The sequence below is a fragment of the Pseudomonas sp. OF001 genome, from assembly GCF_904426495.1.
GTDB lineage: Bacteria > Pseudomonadota > Gammaproteobacteria > Pseudomonadales > Pseudomonadaceae > Geopseudomonas.
On sequence record NZ_CAJGBM010000015.1, the window covers coordinates 1 to 16,143 of the forward strand.

Consider the following 16,143-nt stretch of genomic DNA (forward strand, 5'->3'; position numbering starts at 1 on the left):
TGTTAGGCCTGCCGCCAGCGTTCAATCTGAGCCATGATCAAACTCTTCAGTTCAAATCAATTCGGGTTTTGAGAAAACCCTAAACTTGGCTCAGCAATCGCAAAAAACTCTCGAATTCACGAGTGTTACTTGTGATGCTGATAATCTTGCGACTGTCAGTCTTACCTCACAAGCACCCACACGAATTGCTTGATTCAACTTGTTAAAGAGCGTTTCGATCGATTCACTCAGCGCTTCCGCTTCATCTCAACCGAGGCCGCGCATTCTACAGCAGCCTTTCAACCTGTCAAGCGTTGACTTCAGAAAAAATCTTTCTAAATCAATCACTTACCCTCAATTGGCGAGCAATCCAAGCCAAGCGGGGCTGCGAATAATACAGCCATTCCGGCCGTTGTCAACACACGGAAGATCGAAAGTTCGGGCAACACCTGAGTGCAGGCGCGCCCCGATGGATGCCAAACGCCGCCCATGGCCGGGCGGCGTTCGCAGCTGCGATCCTCAGAGCACAGCCCGCCGCCCCTGCCACGGCCGCTCGCGCTCCAGCTGGGCGGCCAGCCTGAACAGCAGGCCCTCCCCGCCCAGCCGCGCGGTGTACATCATGCCGATCGGCAAGCCGCTCTCGCTCCAGCCGGAGGGCACCGACATCGCCGGCTGGCCGCTGACGTTGGCGACCACGGTGAACGCGGCGCTGCCGGTGGCGGCGCCGGCGTAGTCTTCCCAAGGCTGGCTGAGGCGCAGCTTGCCGAGTTCCGGGGTCAGGGTGGCGGTGACCGGCGAGAGGATCACGTCGAAGCGCTCGAACAGCTGCTCCATCGCCAGGCTGACCGCCTCGAAGGACTGGCGGGCGCGGAACAGCGCTTCGCCGCTGACGCCCTGGGCGCGCTCGAGCACCTTGCGGGTGACCTGTTCGAGGTCGTCCGCGCCGGCGCTACGGCCAAGCAGCTGCTCGCGGTCGCGGATCGCGGTCAGCAGCGCGGTGCCGACGACCGCGCCGTGGGTGCCGAACACCTGCTGCGGCTGCACCGGCTGCGGGATCTGCTCGATCTCGTGGCCGAGCGAGAGCAGCAGCTTGACCGTGTCGTCGAGCACCCGGCGGATGTCGGCGTCCAGCGCCAGGCCGGTCAGCGACTGGTCGATCAGCGCCACGCGCAGCTTGCCCGGATCGCGGCCGACCTCGTCGACGAAGGGCCGCTCCAGCGGCGGCAGCCAGTAAGGGCTACCCGGCTCGTGGCCCTGGCCGACATCGAGCAGCAGCGCCGAATCGCGCACGCTGCGCGACACCACGTGGGCGGCACTGGCGCCGAACCAGCCCTCGAACCTGCCGGGGCCGCTGGGCGTGCGGTAGCGGCTGGGCTTGAGACCGAACAGGCCGCAGTAGGAGGCGGGAGTGCGGATCGAGCCGCCGCCGTCGGTGGCATGGGCCGCCGGGACGATGCCGGCAGCCACCGCTGCGGCCGCGCCGCCCGAGGAGCCGCCGGCACTGTGCGCCAGGTTCCAGGGGTTGCGGGTCTGCCCCCACAGCAGCGACTCGGTGGTGGTGGTCAGGCCGAACTCGGGCACCGCCGTCTTGCCGAAGGTCACCGCGCCGGCAGCCTCGTAGCGGGCGGCCAGGGTGCTGGTGTACTTGGCTGGCGGGGCGTCTTTGAAGAAGCGCGAGCCGTTGCTGGTCGAGGTGCCGGCCAGGTAGGTATTGAGGTCCTTGAGCAGGAAGGGCACGCCGGCCAGCGCGCCCTCGCGGGACAGACCCTGGCCGCTCCGGGCGGACAGCAGCTGCCGGGCGTAGTCGTCGTGGTGCATCACCACGGCGTTGACCTTCGGGTTGACCGCATCGCAGCGCGCCAGCGCGGCGGCCAGCAGCTCCTCGGGGCTGATCGCGCCGCGGCGCACCTGCTCGGCCATGGCCGTGGCGTCCAGCTCGAGATATTCGCGTTGCGACAGCCCGCTGGCGGCGATGCCGAAGCGCGGCAACAGGCTCGCCCCGGCGAGCACCGCGCCGGCCTTGAGAAGCTGCCGGCGCTGCAGCTGCAGGCCTTCGCCAGCTTCGACCTGTAGTTGACCCTGCGGGCCATCCGCCTTTTCCATGATTCTCGCCTCTTATCGTTATGGTTCGCTCGGTTGCCACATACAGCCTGCAGGGGCGAACTCATTCGCCTGACAGGGCCGCGTTGGCGAATTAATTCGCCCCTACAGAGCGGTGCGGTCAGTCTTTCATCTGCGGCGCCCAGGCCACGCCATTGATGTGGGCGCCGCCGTCGACGAACAGGGTGTTGCCGGTCAGGTAGCGGGCGTCGTCGCTGGCCAGGAAGGCGGCCACCGGGCCGATGTCGTCGAGCGGATCGCCGACCCGGCCCATCGGGTTGGCGGCGGCGATGGCTGCGGCGTTGTCCGGACTGGCCGCGGCGAACCGCCGGTAGGCCTCGCTGACTGCGCCGGGGCAGATCACGTTGCAGCAGACGCCCTCCGCGGCCCATTCGCGGGCGGCGCTGCGGGTCAGGGTGCGCAGGGCCTCCTTGGCCGCGTTGTAGTCGGCCGTGTAGAGGTGGGCGTTGACCCCGTTGAGCGAGCACAGGTTGATGATGCGCCCGCCGCCGCGTTTGCGGAACTCCGACAGGGCCGCCTGCATGGCCCAGAAGGCGGCCATCACCGCCATGTTGAAGGCGCCGAGCAGACGCTCGTCGCCGAGATTTTCCAGCCTGGCGTAGCCCGAGCCGCGCCAGGCGTTGTTGACCAGGATGTCCAGCCGACCGAAGCGCTCGACTGCGGCAGCCACCATGGCCTGCACCTGCTGCTTGTCGGTGACGTCGACCCGCTGGAAAGCGGCGTCGACGCCCCAGGTTTCGCGCAGCCAGGCCGCGGTCTCCTCGCCGGCCTGTTCGTTCACTTCCGCCACCAGCACCCGGGCGCCCTCGCGAGCCAACGCTCCGGCGATGCCGCGGCCGATGCCCATGCCGGCGCCGGTGACGATGGCGACCCTGTCCTGCAGCTTGCCCATCTCCTTCTCCTTCGTGGCGATGCTCGAAAAAAGGGCCGCTCACCCGAAGGGAGCGGCCGAACGGAGCGACTCTGTGACGATGCCGGCCTCAGCGGCCCTGGGCGCGGATGGCGTCAGCCGTGTACATGCTGGGGACGTACTTGCCCTCGTTGAGGATCGGCCCGCGCTTGGACTCGTTGGTCAGGGTGTAGCCGACGTACTGTCCGGAGCTGAGGTCGTGGTAGAAGGACGAGCCCGCCTGCCAGGCGCTCATGTCGGGGTGGTAGTAGTAGTTGATGAACGCAAACTTCCACAGCTCGCCGCGCGAATCGTAGTTGTCCGCCATCACCGCGTTCCAGGTGTCCTCGTCGATGAACAGCACGCGCTTGCTGTACAGGTGGCGGTAGCCTTCCTTGAGAGTCGCCTCCAGCACCCAGACGCGGCGCAGCTCGTGGCGCAGCACATCGGGATTGGGGTGGTTGGGCGTCAGGATGTCGGCGTACTTGACCTCGCCGCTGTTGGCCTTGAATGCGTTGGCCGGCACGTACATCTCGCGCTTGCCGAGCAGCTTCCACTGATAGCGTTCGGGCGACCCGTTGAACAGGCGGTCCTCGTCGATGATCATGGTGCCGTTGGTGCCGATCATCGGCTGGTCGAAGCCATAGCCCGGCAGCTGGCGCACGCGTCGGGTGCCCGGGTTGTAGGTCCACGCCTGACGATCGCTGGTGACGAAGTTGTACGGCTCATGGGCGATGTTCATGGTGCCCTTCTCGCGCTGGGGCGAGAGGGTGGTGTTCCAGCTCATCGCCTGCATGCCGGTGGCGGTGTCCGGCTCGACCTTCGGGTCGTTGGCCTGCGACATGTTGCGCTGCCAGGTACGGCCCCAGGCGATCTTGCCGTTGGGCAGCACGCTGGCGATGTCGCGGATGTTGTCCTCGGTGTAGGCGCGCACCGGCAACTGGTGGTTCCACAGCACCTCCATGGCGCTCTTCGGGATCGGGAACGGCACCTGGCCGAGCCCCTTGACGCCCATGCCGTCGTTCTCCAGCTCGGCAGTCAGCGCGTTCTTCTTCGCCCGCTCGCAGACGTAGTCCGGATAGCGGAAGTCGCGATGACCAGGGTAGACGTTGATCTTGTAGGTCTCAGGATAACGCTTGAGCAGCGCCTTCTGCCCTTCGCTCAGGCGCTCGGCGTACTGATCCATGTTCTGCGCAGTGATCACCGCCACCGGCTTCTCGTCGGCGTAGGGATCGACCGGCTTCTGGCCGGAGAAGCGCACGTGGTTCCAGCCGGGAACCTCTCCCAGGTACTTGCCGGTGAATGCGGGAATGCTGCCGTCCGCGTTGCCGGCGCGCTCGGCGCCGGTGCAGGTGAGTTCCTTACCGAGCTTGGCGGCTTCCTCGGGGCTTACCTTGGCGTGGGCGCTGGCGATCAGGCCTGCATTGACCGCCAGTGCTATGGCTAGCGCAACACCTTTTCTGTTCATTGTTGTTGGTCTCCGATGGGGTGGTCCGGCTTGGGTGCCGGAGTCCATGTTTCCCAATGGGGGTTCTCCAACTCATCGTCCATCAGGACTACAACGCGCCGCTTGCGGTCGGGATCATGGGCACATCCTTGCGGCGGCGAAAACGCCAGCGCCCGCACCCGAGACTTCCGGGGAAGCTCGGGTGCGGGTGCACTCTGGCGTGCGTCTGAAACGGCGGCTCTAGCGCAGGAAACGGCGGACGAAGTCCTCGCGCAGCTCGCGCTTGAGCAGCTTGCCGGAGGCGTTGCGCGGCAACTCGCCGTGCACGACCTGCAGGTGCTCGGGGACCTTGAAGGCTGCCAGGTGGGCAGCGATGTGCGCGTGCAGCGCCACCTCGTCCACCCCGCTGCCCTCACGCACCCGCGCCACCAGCGCCACCGCCTCGCCCATGCGCTCGTCCGGCACGGCGAAGGCGGCCGCCTCCAGCACCCCGTCCAGGCCGCTGGCGCAGGCCTCGACCTCGGCGGCGGCGATCTTCTCGCCGCCGCGGTTGATCAGGTCCTTGAGCCGGTCGGTGATGCGCAGGAAGCCCTCCTCGTCCACGCAGCCGACGTCGCCGGTGGCCAGCCAGCCGTCCTGCAACACCTCGGCGGTGGCCGCCGGCAAGCCCCAGTAGCCGCTCATCAGGGTCGGCGTGCGCAGCCAGATCTGCCCTTCCACGCCCGGCGCCTGCGGTGCATCGGGCGTGTCGCCGATGCGTACCTCGACGATAGGCAGCGGCCAGCCGACACAGGCCGGCTTGTAGACGAACTGGTCGCCGCCGATGGCCGCGCCGACACTGTTGCTCTCGGTCATGCCGTAACCGGCGCCGCCGATGGCGTTCGGCTTGACGCTGGTCAGTTGCGCCAGCAGCCCCGGGTTGGCCGCCGCACCGCCTAACCCTAAGCCGAACAGGCTGGCGGTGGCGTCGCTGGCGAAGCGCGGCGAGGCCAGCAGTTGCTGCATCATCGCCGGCGAGCCACTGAACTGGGTGCAGCGCTCGCGCTCGATCAGGTCGAGGGCGCGTTCGGCGTCCCACTTGTACATCAGCACCAGACGCCGTCCGCCGCGTAGGGCCAGGAGGAACTGCGCGTGCAGGCCGCTGACATGGAACAGCGGCACGGCCATCAGGTTGGTCGGCGCGAAGCCGCTGTCGATGATTGCCTTGATGCGCTGCGGCGAGCTCATGGCGGCGAAGGCGCCCTGGAACTCCAGGGCGGCCAGCGCCTGGCACACCGCGCGATGGGTGGACAGCACGCCCTTGGGCTTGCTGGTGGTGCCGGAGGTGTAGAGGATCAGCAGCGGGTCGTCGGGCTGGAACACCAGTGGCGGCAGGAGTGCAACGTCCTCGGCGAGCAGCGCCTCGTAGTCGCACACCCACCGGCCCTGCCCCGGCGCGCCGACGGCGATGGCCTGCAGGTCGAGCGGCTCGAGATCGCCCTCGACCAGCGCCAGGCGCGCCGCGTCGCACAGCAGCACGCGCGAGCCGGAATCCTCCAGGCCGTGCAGCAGCTCCTCGCGCTGGCCCCAGCTGTTCAGCGGCACCACGATGGCGCCGCTGGCCACCGCGGCGACGAAGGCCACCAGCCAGGCCGGCTGGTTGCGCATGGCGATGGCCACGCGGTCGCCCTTGCGCACGCCGAAGCGCGTACGCAGCTGCGCGGCCAGGCGGTCGACCTGGGCGAAGAACTCGGCGAAGGTCAGCCGCTGGTCCTCCCAGACCACGAACTCGCGCTCGCCGTGGGCGCGTCCGGCGTTCAGTGCGGTCAGCAGGTCCGGCTGCGCGTTGCGGAAGCAGCGCGGGCCGTCGTCGTCAGGCGCCACCACCTCGAAGGGCGAGCCCGGTGCGATCAGTTGCCGCCAGGCCGCTTGCCAGTTTTCCATGCTCATCTGTCACCCCCGCCGTCAGACCAGCGCGCCGTAGCGCTGGCAGTGGTAGTCGGTGTCGCCGAGGCAGGCCTGGGCGACGCGGATACGCTTGAGGTACAGGCCGACGTCCAGCTCGTCGGTGACGCCGATGCCGCCGTGCATCTGTACCGCCTCGTTGCTCACCTTGTCGGCGGCGACCCCGGCCTTCCACTTGGCCAGACTGGCCAGGCGGGCGCGCTCGCCAGCATCGAGGCTGGCATCGTCGAGGGCGGCGAGGCCGGCCATGACCGCGCTGCGCGCCAGCGCCAGCTCGACGTACAGACGCGCGGCGCGGTGCTGCAGGGCCTGGAACGAGCCGATCGGCGCGTCGAACTGCACGCGGGTCTTCAGGTAGTCGAGGGTGGTGGCGAACAGCGTCTCGGCGGCGCCGAGCAGCTCGGCGGCCAGACACACGCGGCCGCGATCCAGCGCCGTTTCCAGCGCCGGCAGGCCGTTGTCGAGTTCGCCGACCAGCGCATCCGCGCCGACCGTCACGCCATCGAACTGCAGGCGCGCGCAGTTGCGCGAGTCGATCAGCGCGGCCGGAGATACCGTGAGACCCGGCGTGCCGGCCTCGACCAGCAGCAGCGACAGGCCGTGGGCCTCGCCGCGCTGACCGGCGGTGCGCGCCAGCACCAGGTAGGCATCAGCCTGGACACCGTCGACCACGAACAGCTTGGCGCCGGACAGCCGCCAGCCGGCCTCGCTGCGCTCGGCGCGCAGCTCGGTGGCCAGCGGGTCGTGGCGGCCGCTCTCGTCGATGGCCAGGGCCAGGCGCTTGTCGCCTGCGATCAGCGCCGGCAGCCAGCGCTGCTGTTGTTCGGCCGTTCCGGCCAGTTGCAGCAGGGAGCCGGCCAGCACCACGCTGGACAGTAGCGGACTGGCGCTGAGGTTGCGGCCGATCTGCTCGAACAGCGGGCCGAGGCTCTGGCAGCCGAAGTCCAGGCCGCCGAAATCTTCGGGGAACGGGATGGCGCTCCAGCCCAGCGCGACCATCTCGCTCCACAGGGCGGGATCGAAGCCGAGCGGCGCGCGCTCGTCGCGCAGGCGGCGCTGGGCGGCCACCGGGCTGCGCGCGGCGAGGAATTCGCGCGCGGTGTCGGCCAGCAGCCGTTGTTCTTGGTTGAAAATCAGGCTCATGGCGTGCTCCTCACTTGGCGTCCGGCAGGCCGAGCACACGCTTGGCGATGACGTTGAGTTGAACTTCCGAGGCGCCGCCGGCGATGGTCAGGGCGAAGCCGTTCAGCCAGGCCTTGGTGATCGCCAGCTCTTCGCTGGTGAAGGCGTCGCCTTCCCAGCCGAGGGCGTGATAGCCGAGGGCGTCGAGGAGGATCTCGAACTTGTCGCGATCCTGCTCGCTGTGCACCAGCTTCATGATCGCCATCAGCCCGGAGATGTCCTGGCCGCTGCGCGCCTCCTCGCCCATGCGCTGCACGGTGAGGCCGTAGGCGTGCTCGTCCATCGCACAGGCCAGCGCGCGGGCGCGCAGGGCCTGGTCGGCCGCGCTACGCGGTTCGGGCAGGTAGCGCTCGACCAGCGGCAACAGGTGGAAGTGGTTCGGCAGGCTGGTCTCGCCGAACTTGGACATGGCCTTGCGCTCGTGCTGCAGCAGGCTCTTGCCCAGCGTCCAGCCGCCGTTGAGCGGGCCGATCAGCTGGCTCTTCGGCACCTTGACGTTGTCGAAGAACACCTGGCAGAACGCCGACTTGCCGCTGATCAGGTCGATCGGGCTGACGCTGATGCCCGGCGAGCGCATGTCCAGCACGATCAGGCTGATGCCCAGGTGCTTGGGCGCGCTGGCATCGGTGCGCACCAGGGCGTACATCCAGTCGGACTTGTCGCCGTAGGAGGTCCAGATCTTGGTGCCGTTGACCACGAAGTGGTCGCCCTCGTCGCGGGCGCTGGTCTTCAGGCTGGCCAGGTCGGAGCCGGCGTTGGGCTCGGAGAAGCCCTGGCACCAGCGGATCTCGCCGCGCGCCATGGGCGTGAGCAGGTCGCGCTTCTGCTGTTCGCTGCCGTATTCGAGCAGCACCGGGCCGAGCATCCAGATGCCCAGGTTGATCTGCGGCGGCCGGCACTTGAGCCGGCGCAGCTCGCTTTCCAGCACGGCCACCTGCGCGGGCGACAGCCCGCCGCCGCCGTATTCGGTCGGCCAGTCCGGGCAGAACCAGCCCTTGTCGCGCATGCGCTCGAACCACAGGCGCTGGTCTTCACTGCTGAACTCGACCTGGCTGCCGCCCCACACCAGCTCGCCCTCGGGCGTCGGGGTGCGCTGCGAGGGCGGGCAGTTGGCCTCGAGCCAGGCCCGCGTTTCCTGGCGGAAATCGTCGATTGCGCTCATCTGTTGTTGTCCTTCTGTCGTGCGCGGGGACTCTGGCTGGGCCGGCCCCCGACGAGCAATGTAACGGAGTTCGCCGCTTGGCAGCACACCGGGGCACGCCTGTAGGGGCGAATTCATTCGCCCCTACAGGGAGCCGTCCGTGCGTTTGCCCTCAGCGCCCGCGCGGCATGCCGAGGCCGAACTGGGCGATCAGCTCGCGCTGGATCTCGTTGGTGCCGCCGCCGAAGGTCAGAGTCACCGAGGCGCGCACCTCGTACTCCAGCTCGCCCTGCAGCAGGGAGGCCGCCGAACCCTCGCGGATCAGGCCGTTGGCACCGACGATCTCCGACAGCTTGCGCAGGATCTCGATGGCCGACTCGGCGCCGTAGACCTTGGTGGTCGAGGCCAGCGCCACGCCCATCTGCCCGCGCTCGAGGTCGGCGGCGATGCGGAAGTTGATCAGGCGCATCGCCTCCAGGCGTGCGTAGCACTCGGCCAGCGCGCTGCGCACCCAGCCGTGGTCGACGGCGCGGCGGCCCTGCTCATCGGCGCTCCTGGCCCACAGGTAGACGCGGCGGAACAGCCCGGCCACCTTGTCCGCCCAGGAGCCCAGGCCCAGGCGCTCGTGGTTGAGCTGCGCGGTGATCAGCTTCCAGCCGCCGTTCAGCTCGCCCACCAGCATGTCGGCCGGCACCCTGACGTTGTCGTAGTAGGTGGCCGCGGTCGGGTTGCTGCAGGTCGGGATCACCGTGGTCGAGAAGCCGGGCAGCTGGGTGTCGAGGATCAGGATCGACACGCCCTTGTGGCGCGGGCGCTCCGGGTCGGTGCGCGCGGCCAGCCAGATGTAGTCGGCCGCCTCGGCGCCGGAGGTCCACAGTTTGTTGCCGTTGACCACGAAGTGCTCGCCTTCCGGGCGCGCGGTGGTCTTCAGCACGGCCAGGTCGGAACCGGCATCCGGCTCGGAGTAGCCGATGGCGAAGATGATCTCGCCGGCGGCGATGCCGGGCAGGAACTTCTCCTTCTGCAGCGCGGTGCCGTACTCCATCAGCGCCGGTCCCACGGTGCTGATGGTGACGAAGGGCAGCGGCGCGCCGGCGATGTTGGCCTCCTCGAAGAAGATCAGCTGCTCGGTGGCCGCGTAGCCCTGGCCACCGTGTTCCTTCGGCCAGCCGACCGCCAGCCAGCCGTCGCGGCCCATCTGGCGGATGGTCTGGCGGTACAGGTCGCCGCCTTCCTTGCCGCGCAGCTCGCTGCGCAGCTCGGGAGTCATCAGGTTCTGGAAATAGTCCCGCACCTTGAGGCGCAGGGCGTGTTGCTCGGGGGTCAGATCGACGAACATGTTGCGCTCCTCAGGCCGCGCCCAGGATCAGGCCACTGGTGGGCACGCCGGTACCGGCGGTGACCAGCACGTTCTCCGCGCCGGCGACCTGGTTGACCGAGCTGCCGCGCACCTGGCGCACGCCCTCGGCCACGCCGTTCATGCCGTGGATGTAGGCCTCGCCGAGCTGGCCGCCGTGGGTGTTGATCGGCAGGCTGCCGCCGCGGGCGTGCAGGCCGTCGCGGATGAAGTCCTTGGCCTCGCCGCGCTTGCAGAAGCCGAACTCCTCCAGCTGCGGCAGCACGAACGGGGTGAAGTGGTCGTAGATCACCGCGGTCTGCAGGTCCTGCGGGCCGAGGCCGGACTGCGCGTACAGCTCGCGCGCCACCACGCCCATCTCCGGCAGGCCGGTGATGTCCTCGCGGTAGAACGAGGTCATGCTCTGCTGGCCCTCGGCGATGCCCTGCGAGGCGCCCTTGATGATCACCGGCTTCTGCCGGAGATCGCGGGCGCGCTCGGCCGAAGTGATGACCATGGCCACCGCGCCGTCGGACTCCTGGCAGCAGTCGAGCAGGTGCAGCGGCTCGCAGATCCAGCGCGAGGCCTGGTGCTCCTCGAGGGTGATCGGCTTGCCGTAGAAGAACGCCGCCGGGTTGGTGGCGGCGAAGTCGCGCACCGCCACGGCCACGCGGCCGAAGTCCTCGCTGGTCGCGCCATAGGTGTGCATGTAGCGCTGGGCGAACATGCCGACCCAGGCGGCCGGGGTGTGGAAGCCGTGCGGCATGTACCAGCCGTAGTTGACCGCGTCGAAGATCGGCGCGCCGCCGAAGTCGTGCGGCTTGCCGAAGCGGTACCAGGAGCGCTCGTTCATCGCCCGGTACACCACCACCACCTTGGCCACGCCGGTGGCCACGGCCATCGCCGCGTGCATCAGCGGCGCGCAGGCGCCGCCGCCACCGTGGGGGATCTGCGAGAAGAACTTGACGTTCTTGCAGCCGAGCAGGCGCGCCACCTCGTACTCCGGCACGTTGTCCATGGTGTAGGAGCTGAAGCCCTCCACCTCGGACGGGTCGATGCCGGCGTCGGCCAGCGCGCCCAGGGTGGCTTCCATGGCCAGGCGCAGCTCGGTGCGCCCGGAGTTCTTGGAGAATTCGGTCGCGCCGAGGCCGACGATGGCCGCGCGTCCGGAAATCGAATTGCTGGTCATATCCTGTCTCCTGCGCCTTACGGCAGCACCAGCGTGGCCGTGCCGGTCACGTGGTTGCCCATGGAATTCTTGCCCTTGAGCGTCACCTGCACGGTGCGGCTGGCGGCGTCCTGAGCGGTCACTTCGCCGCTGAAGGTCATGGTGTCGCCCGGGTAGTTGGGCGCGCCCAGCTTGATCTTCAGGTCGGCGAAGCGCGCGGCGGGGCCGGCCCACTCCTCGACGTAGCGCTGCACCAGGCCGCTGGTGGTGAGGATGTTCATGAACACGTGCGGCGAGCCGAGCTCGCGCGCGGCGTCCTTGTCGTGGTGGCCGGGGAAGTAGTCGCGGGTGGCGATGGCGCCGGCGGTGATCAGCTGCACGGTGATCGGGATCGCCAGCTCCGGCAGCGCCTGGCCGGGGAGCACTTCGTCAAATGCCTTGGTTTTCTTCGAGGTCATATTTCCATCCCAGCTTGTCGTTGTTGGCCAGCCAGTCGCCGAGGCGCTCGAGGGTCGCGGCGCTGCCACCAAGGGTGATGCCCAGGGCGCGGCTCCAGTAGAGGTAGCGGTGGATCGGATAGGTCAGGTCGACGCCGATGCCGCCGTGCACGTGTTGCGCCTTGTGGCCGACCAGGTGGCCGGCCTCGCAGGCGAGATACTTGGTCGCCAGCGCCTCGGCAGTCGCCGGCAGGCCGGCGTCGAGGCGCCAGACCAGTTGCCAGAGCGCCGAGCGCAGCGCTTCGACGGCGATATGCGCGTCGGCCATGCTCATCTGCACCGCCTGGAAGCTGCCGATGGCGCGGTCGAACTGGCGGCGCTCGTTGACGTATTCCACGGTGCGGCGGATCTGCTCGACGGAGACGCCCAGCTGCAGGGCGGCCAGCGCGGCGATGGCGCGGCTTTCCAGCCAGTCCAGCGCGGCGACCGGCAGCAGCGCCCCGGTCGGCACCACCACGGAGCTGAAGCACAGGTCGGCGACCGCCTCGCCCTGGGTGAACACCCCGGCGGTCTTGTCGATGCCGGCCACGCGCAGGTCGACCAGCAGCAGGCGCGGCGCGCCGGCAACGTTGGCCAGCAGCAGGGCCTGGCAGACGTTGGCGCCCAGCGGCACGGCGGACGCCGTGCCGTCCAGCTGCCAGCCGCCTTCTACTTCGCTGGCCTCGAGGGCGATGCCCTTGGCGTTGGCCAGACCATCGAGCGCCAGGGTCAGCAGGCGCTGGCTCTCGGCGGCGGCCTGCACGGTCTCGGCGGCGGCGTCAGGGGCGAATTTCGCCAGGGTGGCGGCGGCCAGCTGGTGGCGCCACAGCGGCACCTGGCCGAGCGCGCGGCCCTGGGCTTCCAGCACCAGCATCAGCTCGGTCATGCCCAGGCCGCTGCCGCCGAAGTCCTCGGGGATGGCCAGGGCGTGCAGGCCGGTTTCCACGCAGCTCTTCCACAGGCCGCCCATGAACGGCTCGCCGGAGCCGTCGAAGGCGCGTAGGCGGTCGTCGGTGCAGTAGTCGGCGAACAGGCTGCCGGCCATCTCGGCGATGGCGCGCTGTTCCTCGTTCAGTTCGAAGTCCATGGTCCGTTCCTCACTGCGCGACCGGCCGGAACAGCGGCAGGATCAGTTCGTCGTCGAAGGTGTGGAACTCGACCTGCACGGCCTGGCCGATGGCCAGCTGGTCGCGCTTGACGCCGACCAGGCCGGCGGTCAGGCGCACGCCCTCCTCCAGCTCGATCAGGCCGATCGGGTTCGGGTAGTCGAACGGCGGCACTTCCGGGTAGTGCATGACCACGAACGAATAGATCGTGCCCTTGCCGGAGGACTGCACGCTGTCCCAGTCGAAGGAATGGCAGCTGGCGCACACCGGCGCCGGCGGATGGCGCAGGGTGTTGCAGGCGGTGCAGCGCTGGATCAGCAGCTTGCCTTCGGCGCAGCCTTCCCAGAAGAAGCGGGTGTCGTCGCTGATGCCGGGCTTCGGCCGCTTGATCTTCGGGATGGCGGAGGCGCTGTCGCCCTCGGCGGCCGGCTTGACCGGGTTGGCCGGACGGAACTTGAACACGCGGAACAGCAACTGGCCAACCGGCTCGTCGCCTTCGGGCTGCTCGGAGAAGAAGCTCATCACCAGGGTGACGAAGTAGCCGGTGCCCAGCGCGGTGGTCTTCTCATCGCCCACCGCGTCGAGGCGGGTGGTGTAGTAGAGCTTCTCGCCGAGTTTCACGTAGCGGTCGAAGCTCAGGTCGGAGTTGACCGCCACCACCGAGGCGAAGCCGTTGGCTTCCAGCAGCTTGAGCACCTCGTAGGGGTTGGCGTCGGTGGACCCCGGCGCGTAGTTGTTCTGATGCAGGCCTTCCAGGCACCAGGCCTGCAGCATGGCCGGCGGCGCGACGATGCCGCCGTGCTCCGTGGTGGCCGCGTAGTCGGCGTCGAGGTACAGCGGGTTGTCGATGCCCATGACCTCGCACCACTGGCGGATCATCGGCGCGTTGACCGCGTCCCAGGCGTAGACGCGACCGTACTCGCGTCCCACCATGGCCCGCACGGCGGGCATGAATTCTTGTTCAGCCAAGATGTTCTCCTCGGAGTTGAGGGCGGCCCGCCGCACGGCGGACGCGCCGGCTTCGGTCATTGATGGGCGGAATTGGCTGCGGCGAGGAACGCGGGCGTCTCCCCGCCCCCGTGCAGCAGGAGGTTGCAGCCGCTGGCGTAACCGGCCAGCGGCGAAGCGATGTACAGGCAGGCGTTGCCGATGTCCTCGGGGCTGGCCATGCGCCCGGCCGGGATGGTGCCGGCGACCGCGGCGATGCCCGCCTCGTCGCCGTAGTGCAGGTGAGCCTGCTCGGTGCGCACCAGGCCCGGGCTGACGGTGACCACGCGCACCTTGGGCGCCCACTCCACCGCCAGCGAAGTGACCAGGGCCAGCACGCCGGCCTTGGCCGCGCCGTAGGCGGCGGTGCCCGGCGAGGGACGCAGGGCGCTGATGCTGCCGATGAACACGATCACCCCGCCCTCTTCCTGGCGCTGCATCAGCCGGTTGGCGTGCTGGGCGACGTTGAGCGGGGCGATCAGGTTGAGGCGGATGATGCCCTCGTGGAAGCGCGGCGAGGCCTCGCCGGCCAGCACGTGGGGGCTGCCGCCGGCGTTGTTGACCAGCACGTCGAGGCGCCCGCAGCGCTCCTCGATCACCGCGAACAGGGTGGCCAGCGAGTCGGCGTCGCGCACGTCGGCGGGGAGGAATTCGGCCTGGCGGCCGTCGGCTTGCGGCAGCGCCTCCGGGGCGTTGCGACCGCAGACCAGCACGCGGGCGCCGGCGGCGAGGAAGCTCTGGGCGATGCCCGCGCCGACGCCCTTGGTGCCGCCGGTGACCAGCACCACCTTGCCGGTGTAATCGAGGTTCTGAGTGGCCATTGCATGCTCCTTGATAGCTGCATGGCTTCACTCTAGGGACTGGCCTTCGCCGAACTCGTCGTTCAAACGGACGATGAGTGACGGCCCCGCACCTGCGAACAATCGCCCATCGCTCCCGTCTTGCAGAGAGGTCGCGCATGTCCGCCGACAACCTTGTTCCCGTGCTTCTCGACTTTCCCGCCGAAGGCGTCGCCCGCCTGCGCCTGAACCGCCCGCAGGCCACCAACGCCCTCAGCCTGGAGCTGCAGGCGCTGCTCTCCCGGCACTTCGCCGAACTGGGCGAGGACCCGGCGGTGCGCTGCATCGTCCTCACCGGGGGCGACAAGGTGTTCGCCGCCGGCGGCGACATCACCAGCATGGCCGGGGTCGGCGCCATCGACATCTACCAGCGCCACACCGAGCGGGTCTGGGCGCCGATCCAGCACTGCCCCAAGCCGGTGATCGCCGCGGTGTGCGGCTACGCCTACGGCGGCGGCTGCGAGCTGGCGATGCACGCCGACATCATCATCGCCGGGCGCAGCGCGCGCTTCTGCCAGCCGGAAATCCGCATCGGCATCATGCCCGGCATCGGCGGCACCCAGCGCCTGGTGCGCGCGGTGGGCAAGGCCAAGGCAATGCGCATGGCGCTCACCGGCGCGCCGATCAGCGCCGAGGAAGCCTGGGTCGCCGGGCTGGTCAGCGAGCTGGTCGACGACACCGAGGTGCAGGAACGCGCCCTGGAGATGGCCCGCGACATCGCCGCCATGCCGCCGCTGGCCGCCGAGCAGATCAAGGAAGTGATCCTCGCCGGCATGGACGCCTCGCTGGAGGCGGGCCTGGCCCTGGAACGCAAGGCCAACGCCCTGCTGTTCGCCTCGCGCGACCAGAAGGAAGGCATGCAGGCGTTCATCGACAAGCGCAAGCCGCGCTTCGAGGGGCGTTGAGGGCCTTCCTCAGCAGGCGACCAGCTTGTCCTGCACCGACAGACGCATCACGTAGCCGAGCTTGACCAGCGACGGCCCGACGATGGTCAGCATGTGCGAGCCGACCACCAGGCCGAGGCCGATGGCCTCGTCGAAGCAGTAGGCGCCGAGCACGCCGACGAGCAGGACGACCACGCCGGACACGACCAGGTTGTTGGCCAGATGGAAGACTTTGCTGGGGGATTCAAGCACACCGGACATCTCAGGCACCTCCACAACGGGTTTCAGCAGTTGCGGAAGACCAATCAGGAAACGTGCCAGGCGGGCGGGGGCTTGCAGATCAATAACCTAGCGAAGAGCTCGGGCATTTGCGGTCGAAACGACACGAAAAACAGCTGTCATAGCGACTACACAGGCGAGTCGGAATGACCCGCACGCCTTGCCGTAGGGTGCGCCCTGCGAACCATCCAGTGGGCCGTTTGTCCGCACGCAGACAAGGTGCGCACGGCGCACCCTACCGGAGTATCTTGCCGAACGCCAGACAGGTTTGCCCGGCTAGCTCCCGGAGCTGCCCGGCTGGCCCCTGAGCCGATTAATCCACCTATTCGGCTCATCAGATGAGCCGAATAACCGCCGCAATCGGC

The 16,143-nt window shown here is 68.8% G+C and carries 14 protein-coding genes; 1 reads left to right on the top strand and 13 read right to left on the bottom strand.

The features are described from left to right. Window positions 1-498: 498 nt before the first annotated feature. From RA210_RS10920 to RA210_RS10975, 12 genes are all read right to left on the bottom strand, one after another. Window positions 499-2,082, bottom strand: a complete 1,584-nt coding sequence (locus RA210_RS10920; protein ID WP_201486461.1) for an amidase — start codon at window positions 2,080-2,082, stop codon at window positions 499-501. A 118-nt stretch (window positions 2,083-2,200) separates the two neighbouring features. Beyond that, the gene (locus RA210_RS10925; protein ID WP_201486462.1) at window positions 2,201-2,992 is read right to left on the bottom strand and encodes an SDR family NAD(P)-dependent oxidoreductase; all 792 of its coding nucleotides are present in this window, start codon (window positions 2,990-2,992) and stop codon (window positions 2,201-2,203) included. Window positions 2,993-3,080: 88 nt separating this feature from the next. Next, window positions 3,081-4,457, bottom strand: a complete 1,377-nt coding sequence (locus RA210_RS10930; RefSeq protein WP_136490410.1) for a DUF1329 domain-containing protein — start codon at window positions 4,455-4,457, stop codon at window positions 3,081-3,083. Window positions 4,458-4,676: 219 nt separating this feature from the next. Continuing rightward, a complete protein-coding gene (locus RA210_RS10935; RefSeq protein WP_201486463.1) occupies window positions 4,677-6,365 on the bottom strand; it encodes a class I adenylate-forming enzyme family protein in 1,689 nt (562 codons plus the stop codon). Between the two features lie 15 nt (window positions 6,366-6,380). After that, window positions 6,381-7,523, bottom strand: a complete 1,143-nt coding sequence (locus RA210_RS10940; RefSeq protein WP_201486464.1) for an acyl-CoA dehydrogenase family protein — start codon at window positions 7,521-7,523, stop codon at window positions 6,381-6,383. Window positions 7,524-7,533: 10 nt separating this feature from the next. After that, window positions 7,534-8,724 (bottom strand): acyl-CoA dehydrogenase family protein, encoded by a 1,191-nt coding sequence (locus RA210_RS10945; RefSeq protein ID WP_201486465.1) that lies wholly within the window; start codon window positions 8,722-8,724, stop codon window positions 7,534-7,536. 151 nt (window positions 8,725-8,875) lie between these two features. Then, window positions 8,876-10,042 carry an acyl-CoA dehydrogenase family protein gene (locus tag RA210_RS10950; RefSeq protein WP_201486466.1) on the bottom strand — a complete coding sequence of 389 codons (1,167 nt, stop codon included), beginning with the start codon at window positions 10,040-10,042 and terminating at the stop codon, window positions 8,876-8,878. Between the two features lie 10 nt (window positions 10,043-10,052). After that, on the bottom strand, window positions 10,053-11,228 hold the full coding sequence (locus RA210_RS10955) for a lipid-transfer protein (protein WP_201486467.1): 1,176 nt from the start codon (window positions 11,226-11,228) through the stop codon (window positions 10,053-10,055). 17 nt (window positions 11,229-11,245) lie between these two features. After that, on the bottom strand, window positions 11,246-11,665 hold the full coding sequence (locus tag RA210_RS10960; protein ID WP_136490416.1) for a MaoC family dehydratase: 420 nt from the start codon (window positions 11,663-11,665) through the stop codon (window positions 11,246-11,248). Next, window positions 11,637-12,770 (bottom strand): acyl-CoA dehydrogenase family protein, encoded by a 1,134-nt coding sequence (locus RA210_RS10965; protein WP_201486468.1) that lies wholly within the window; start codon window positions 12,768-12,770, stop codon window positions 11,637-11,639. The genes RA210_RS10960 and RA210_RS10965 overlap by 29 nt, the downstream gene beginning before the upstream one ends. A gap of 10 nt (window positions 12,771-12,780) precedes the next feature. Further along, window positions 12,781-13,740: an OB-fold domain-containing protein gene (locus RA210_RS10970; RefSeq protein WP_442963397.1), complete on the bottom strand. Its 960-nt coding sequence runs from the start codon at window positions 13,738-13,740 to the stop codon at window positions 12,781-12,783. A 74-nt stretch (window positions 13,741-13,814) separates the two neighbouring features. After that, window positions 13,815-14,597, bottom strand: coding sequence for an SDR family oxidoreductase (locus RA210_RS10975; protein ID WP_201486470.1), 783 nt, complete (start codon window positions 14,595-14,597; stop codon window positions 13,815-13,817). A gap of 137 nt (window positions 14,598-14,734) precedes the next feature. Between RA210_RS10975 and RA210_RS10980 the strand changes: the two genes are divergently transcribed. Next, on the top strand, window positions 14,735-15,520 hold the full coding sequence (locus tag RA210_RS10980) for an enoyl-CoA hydratase (protein ID WP_136490420.1): 786 nt from the start codon (window positions 14,735-14,737) through the stop codon (window positions 15,518-15,520). 9 nt (window positions 15,521-15,529) lie between these two features. Here the strand turns inward: RA210_RS10980 and RA210_RS10985 are convergent, their stop codons facing one another. Next, a complete protein-coding gene (locus RA210_RS10985; protein ID WP_201486471.1) occupies window positions 15,530-15,760 on the bottom strand; it encodes a hypothetical protein in 231 nt (76 codons plus the stop codon). Between the last annotated feature and the right edge of the window lie 383 nt (window positions 15,761-16,143).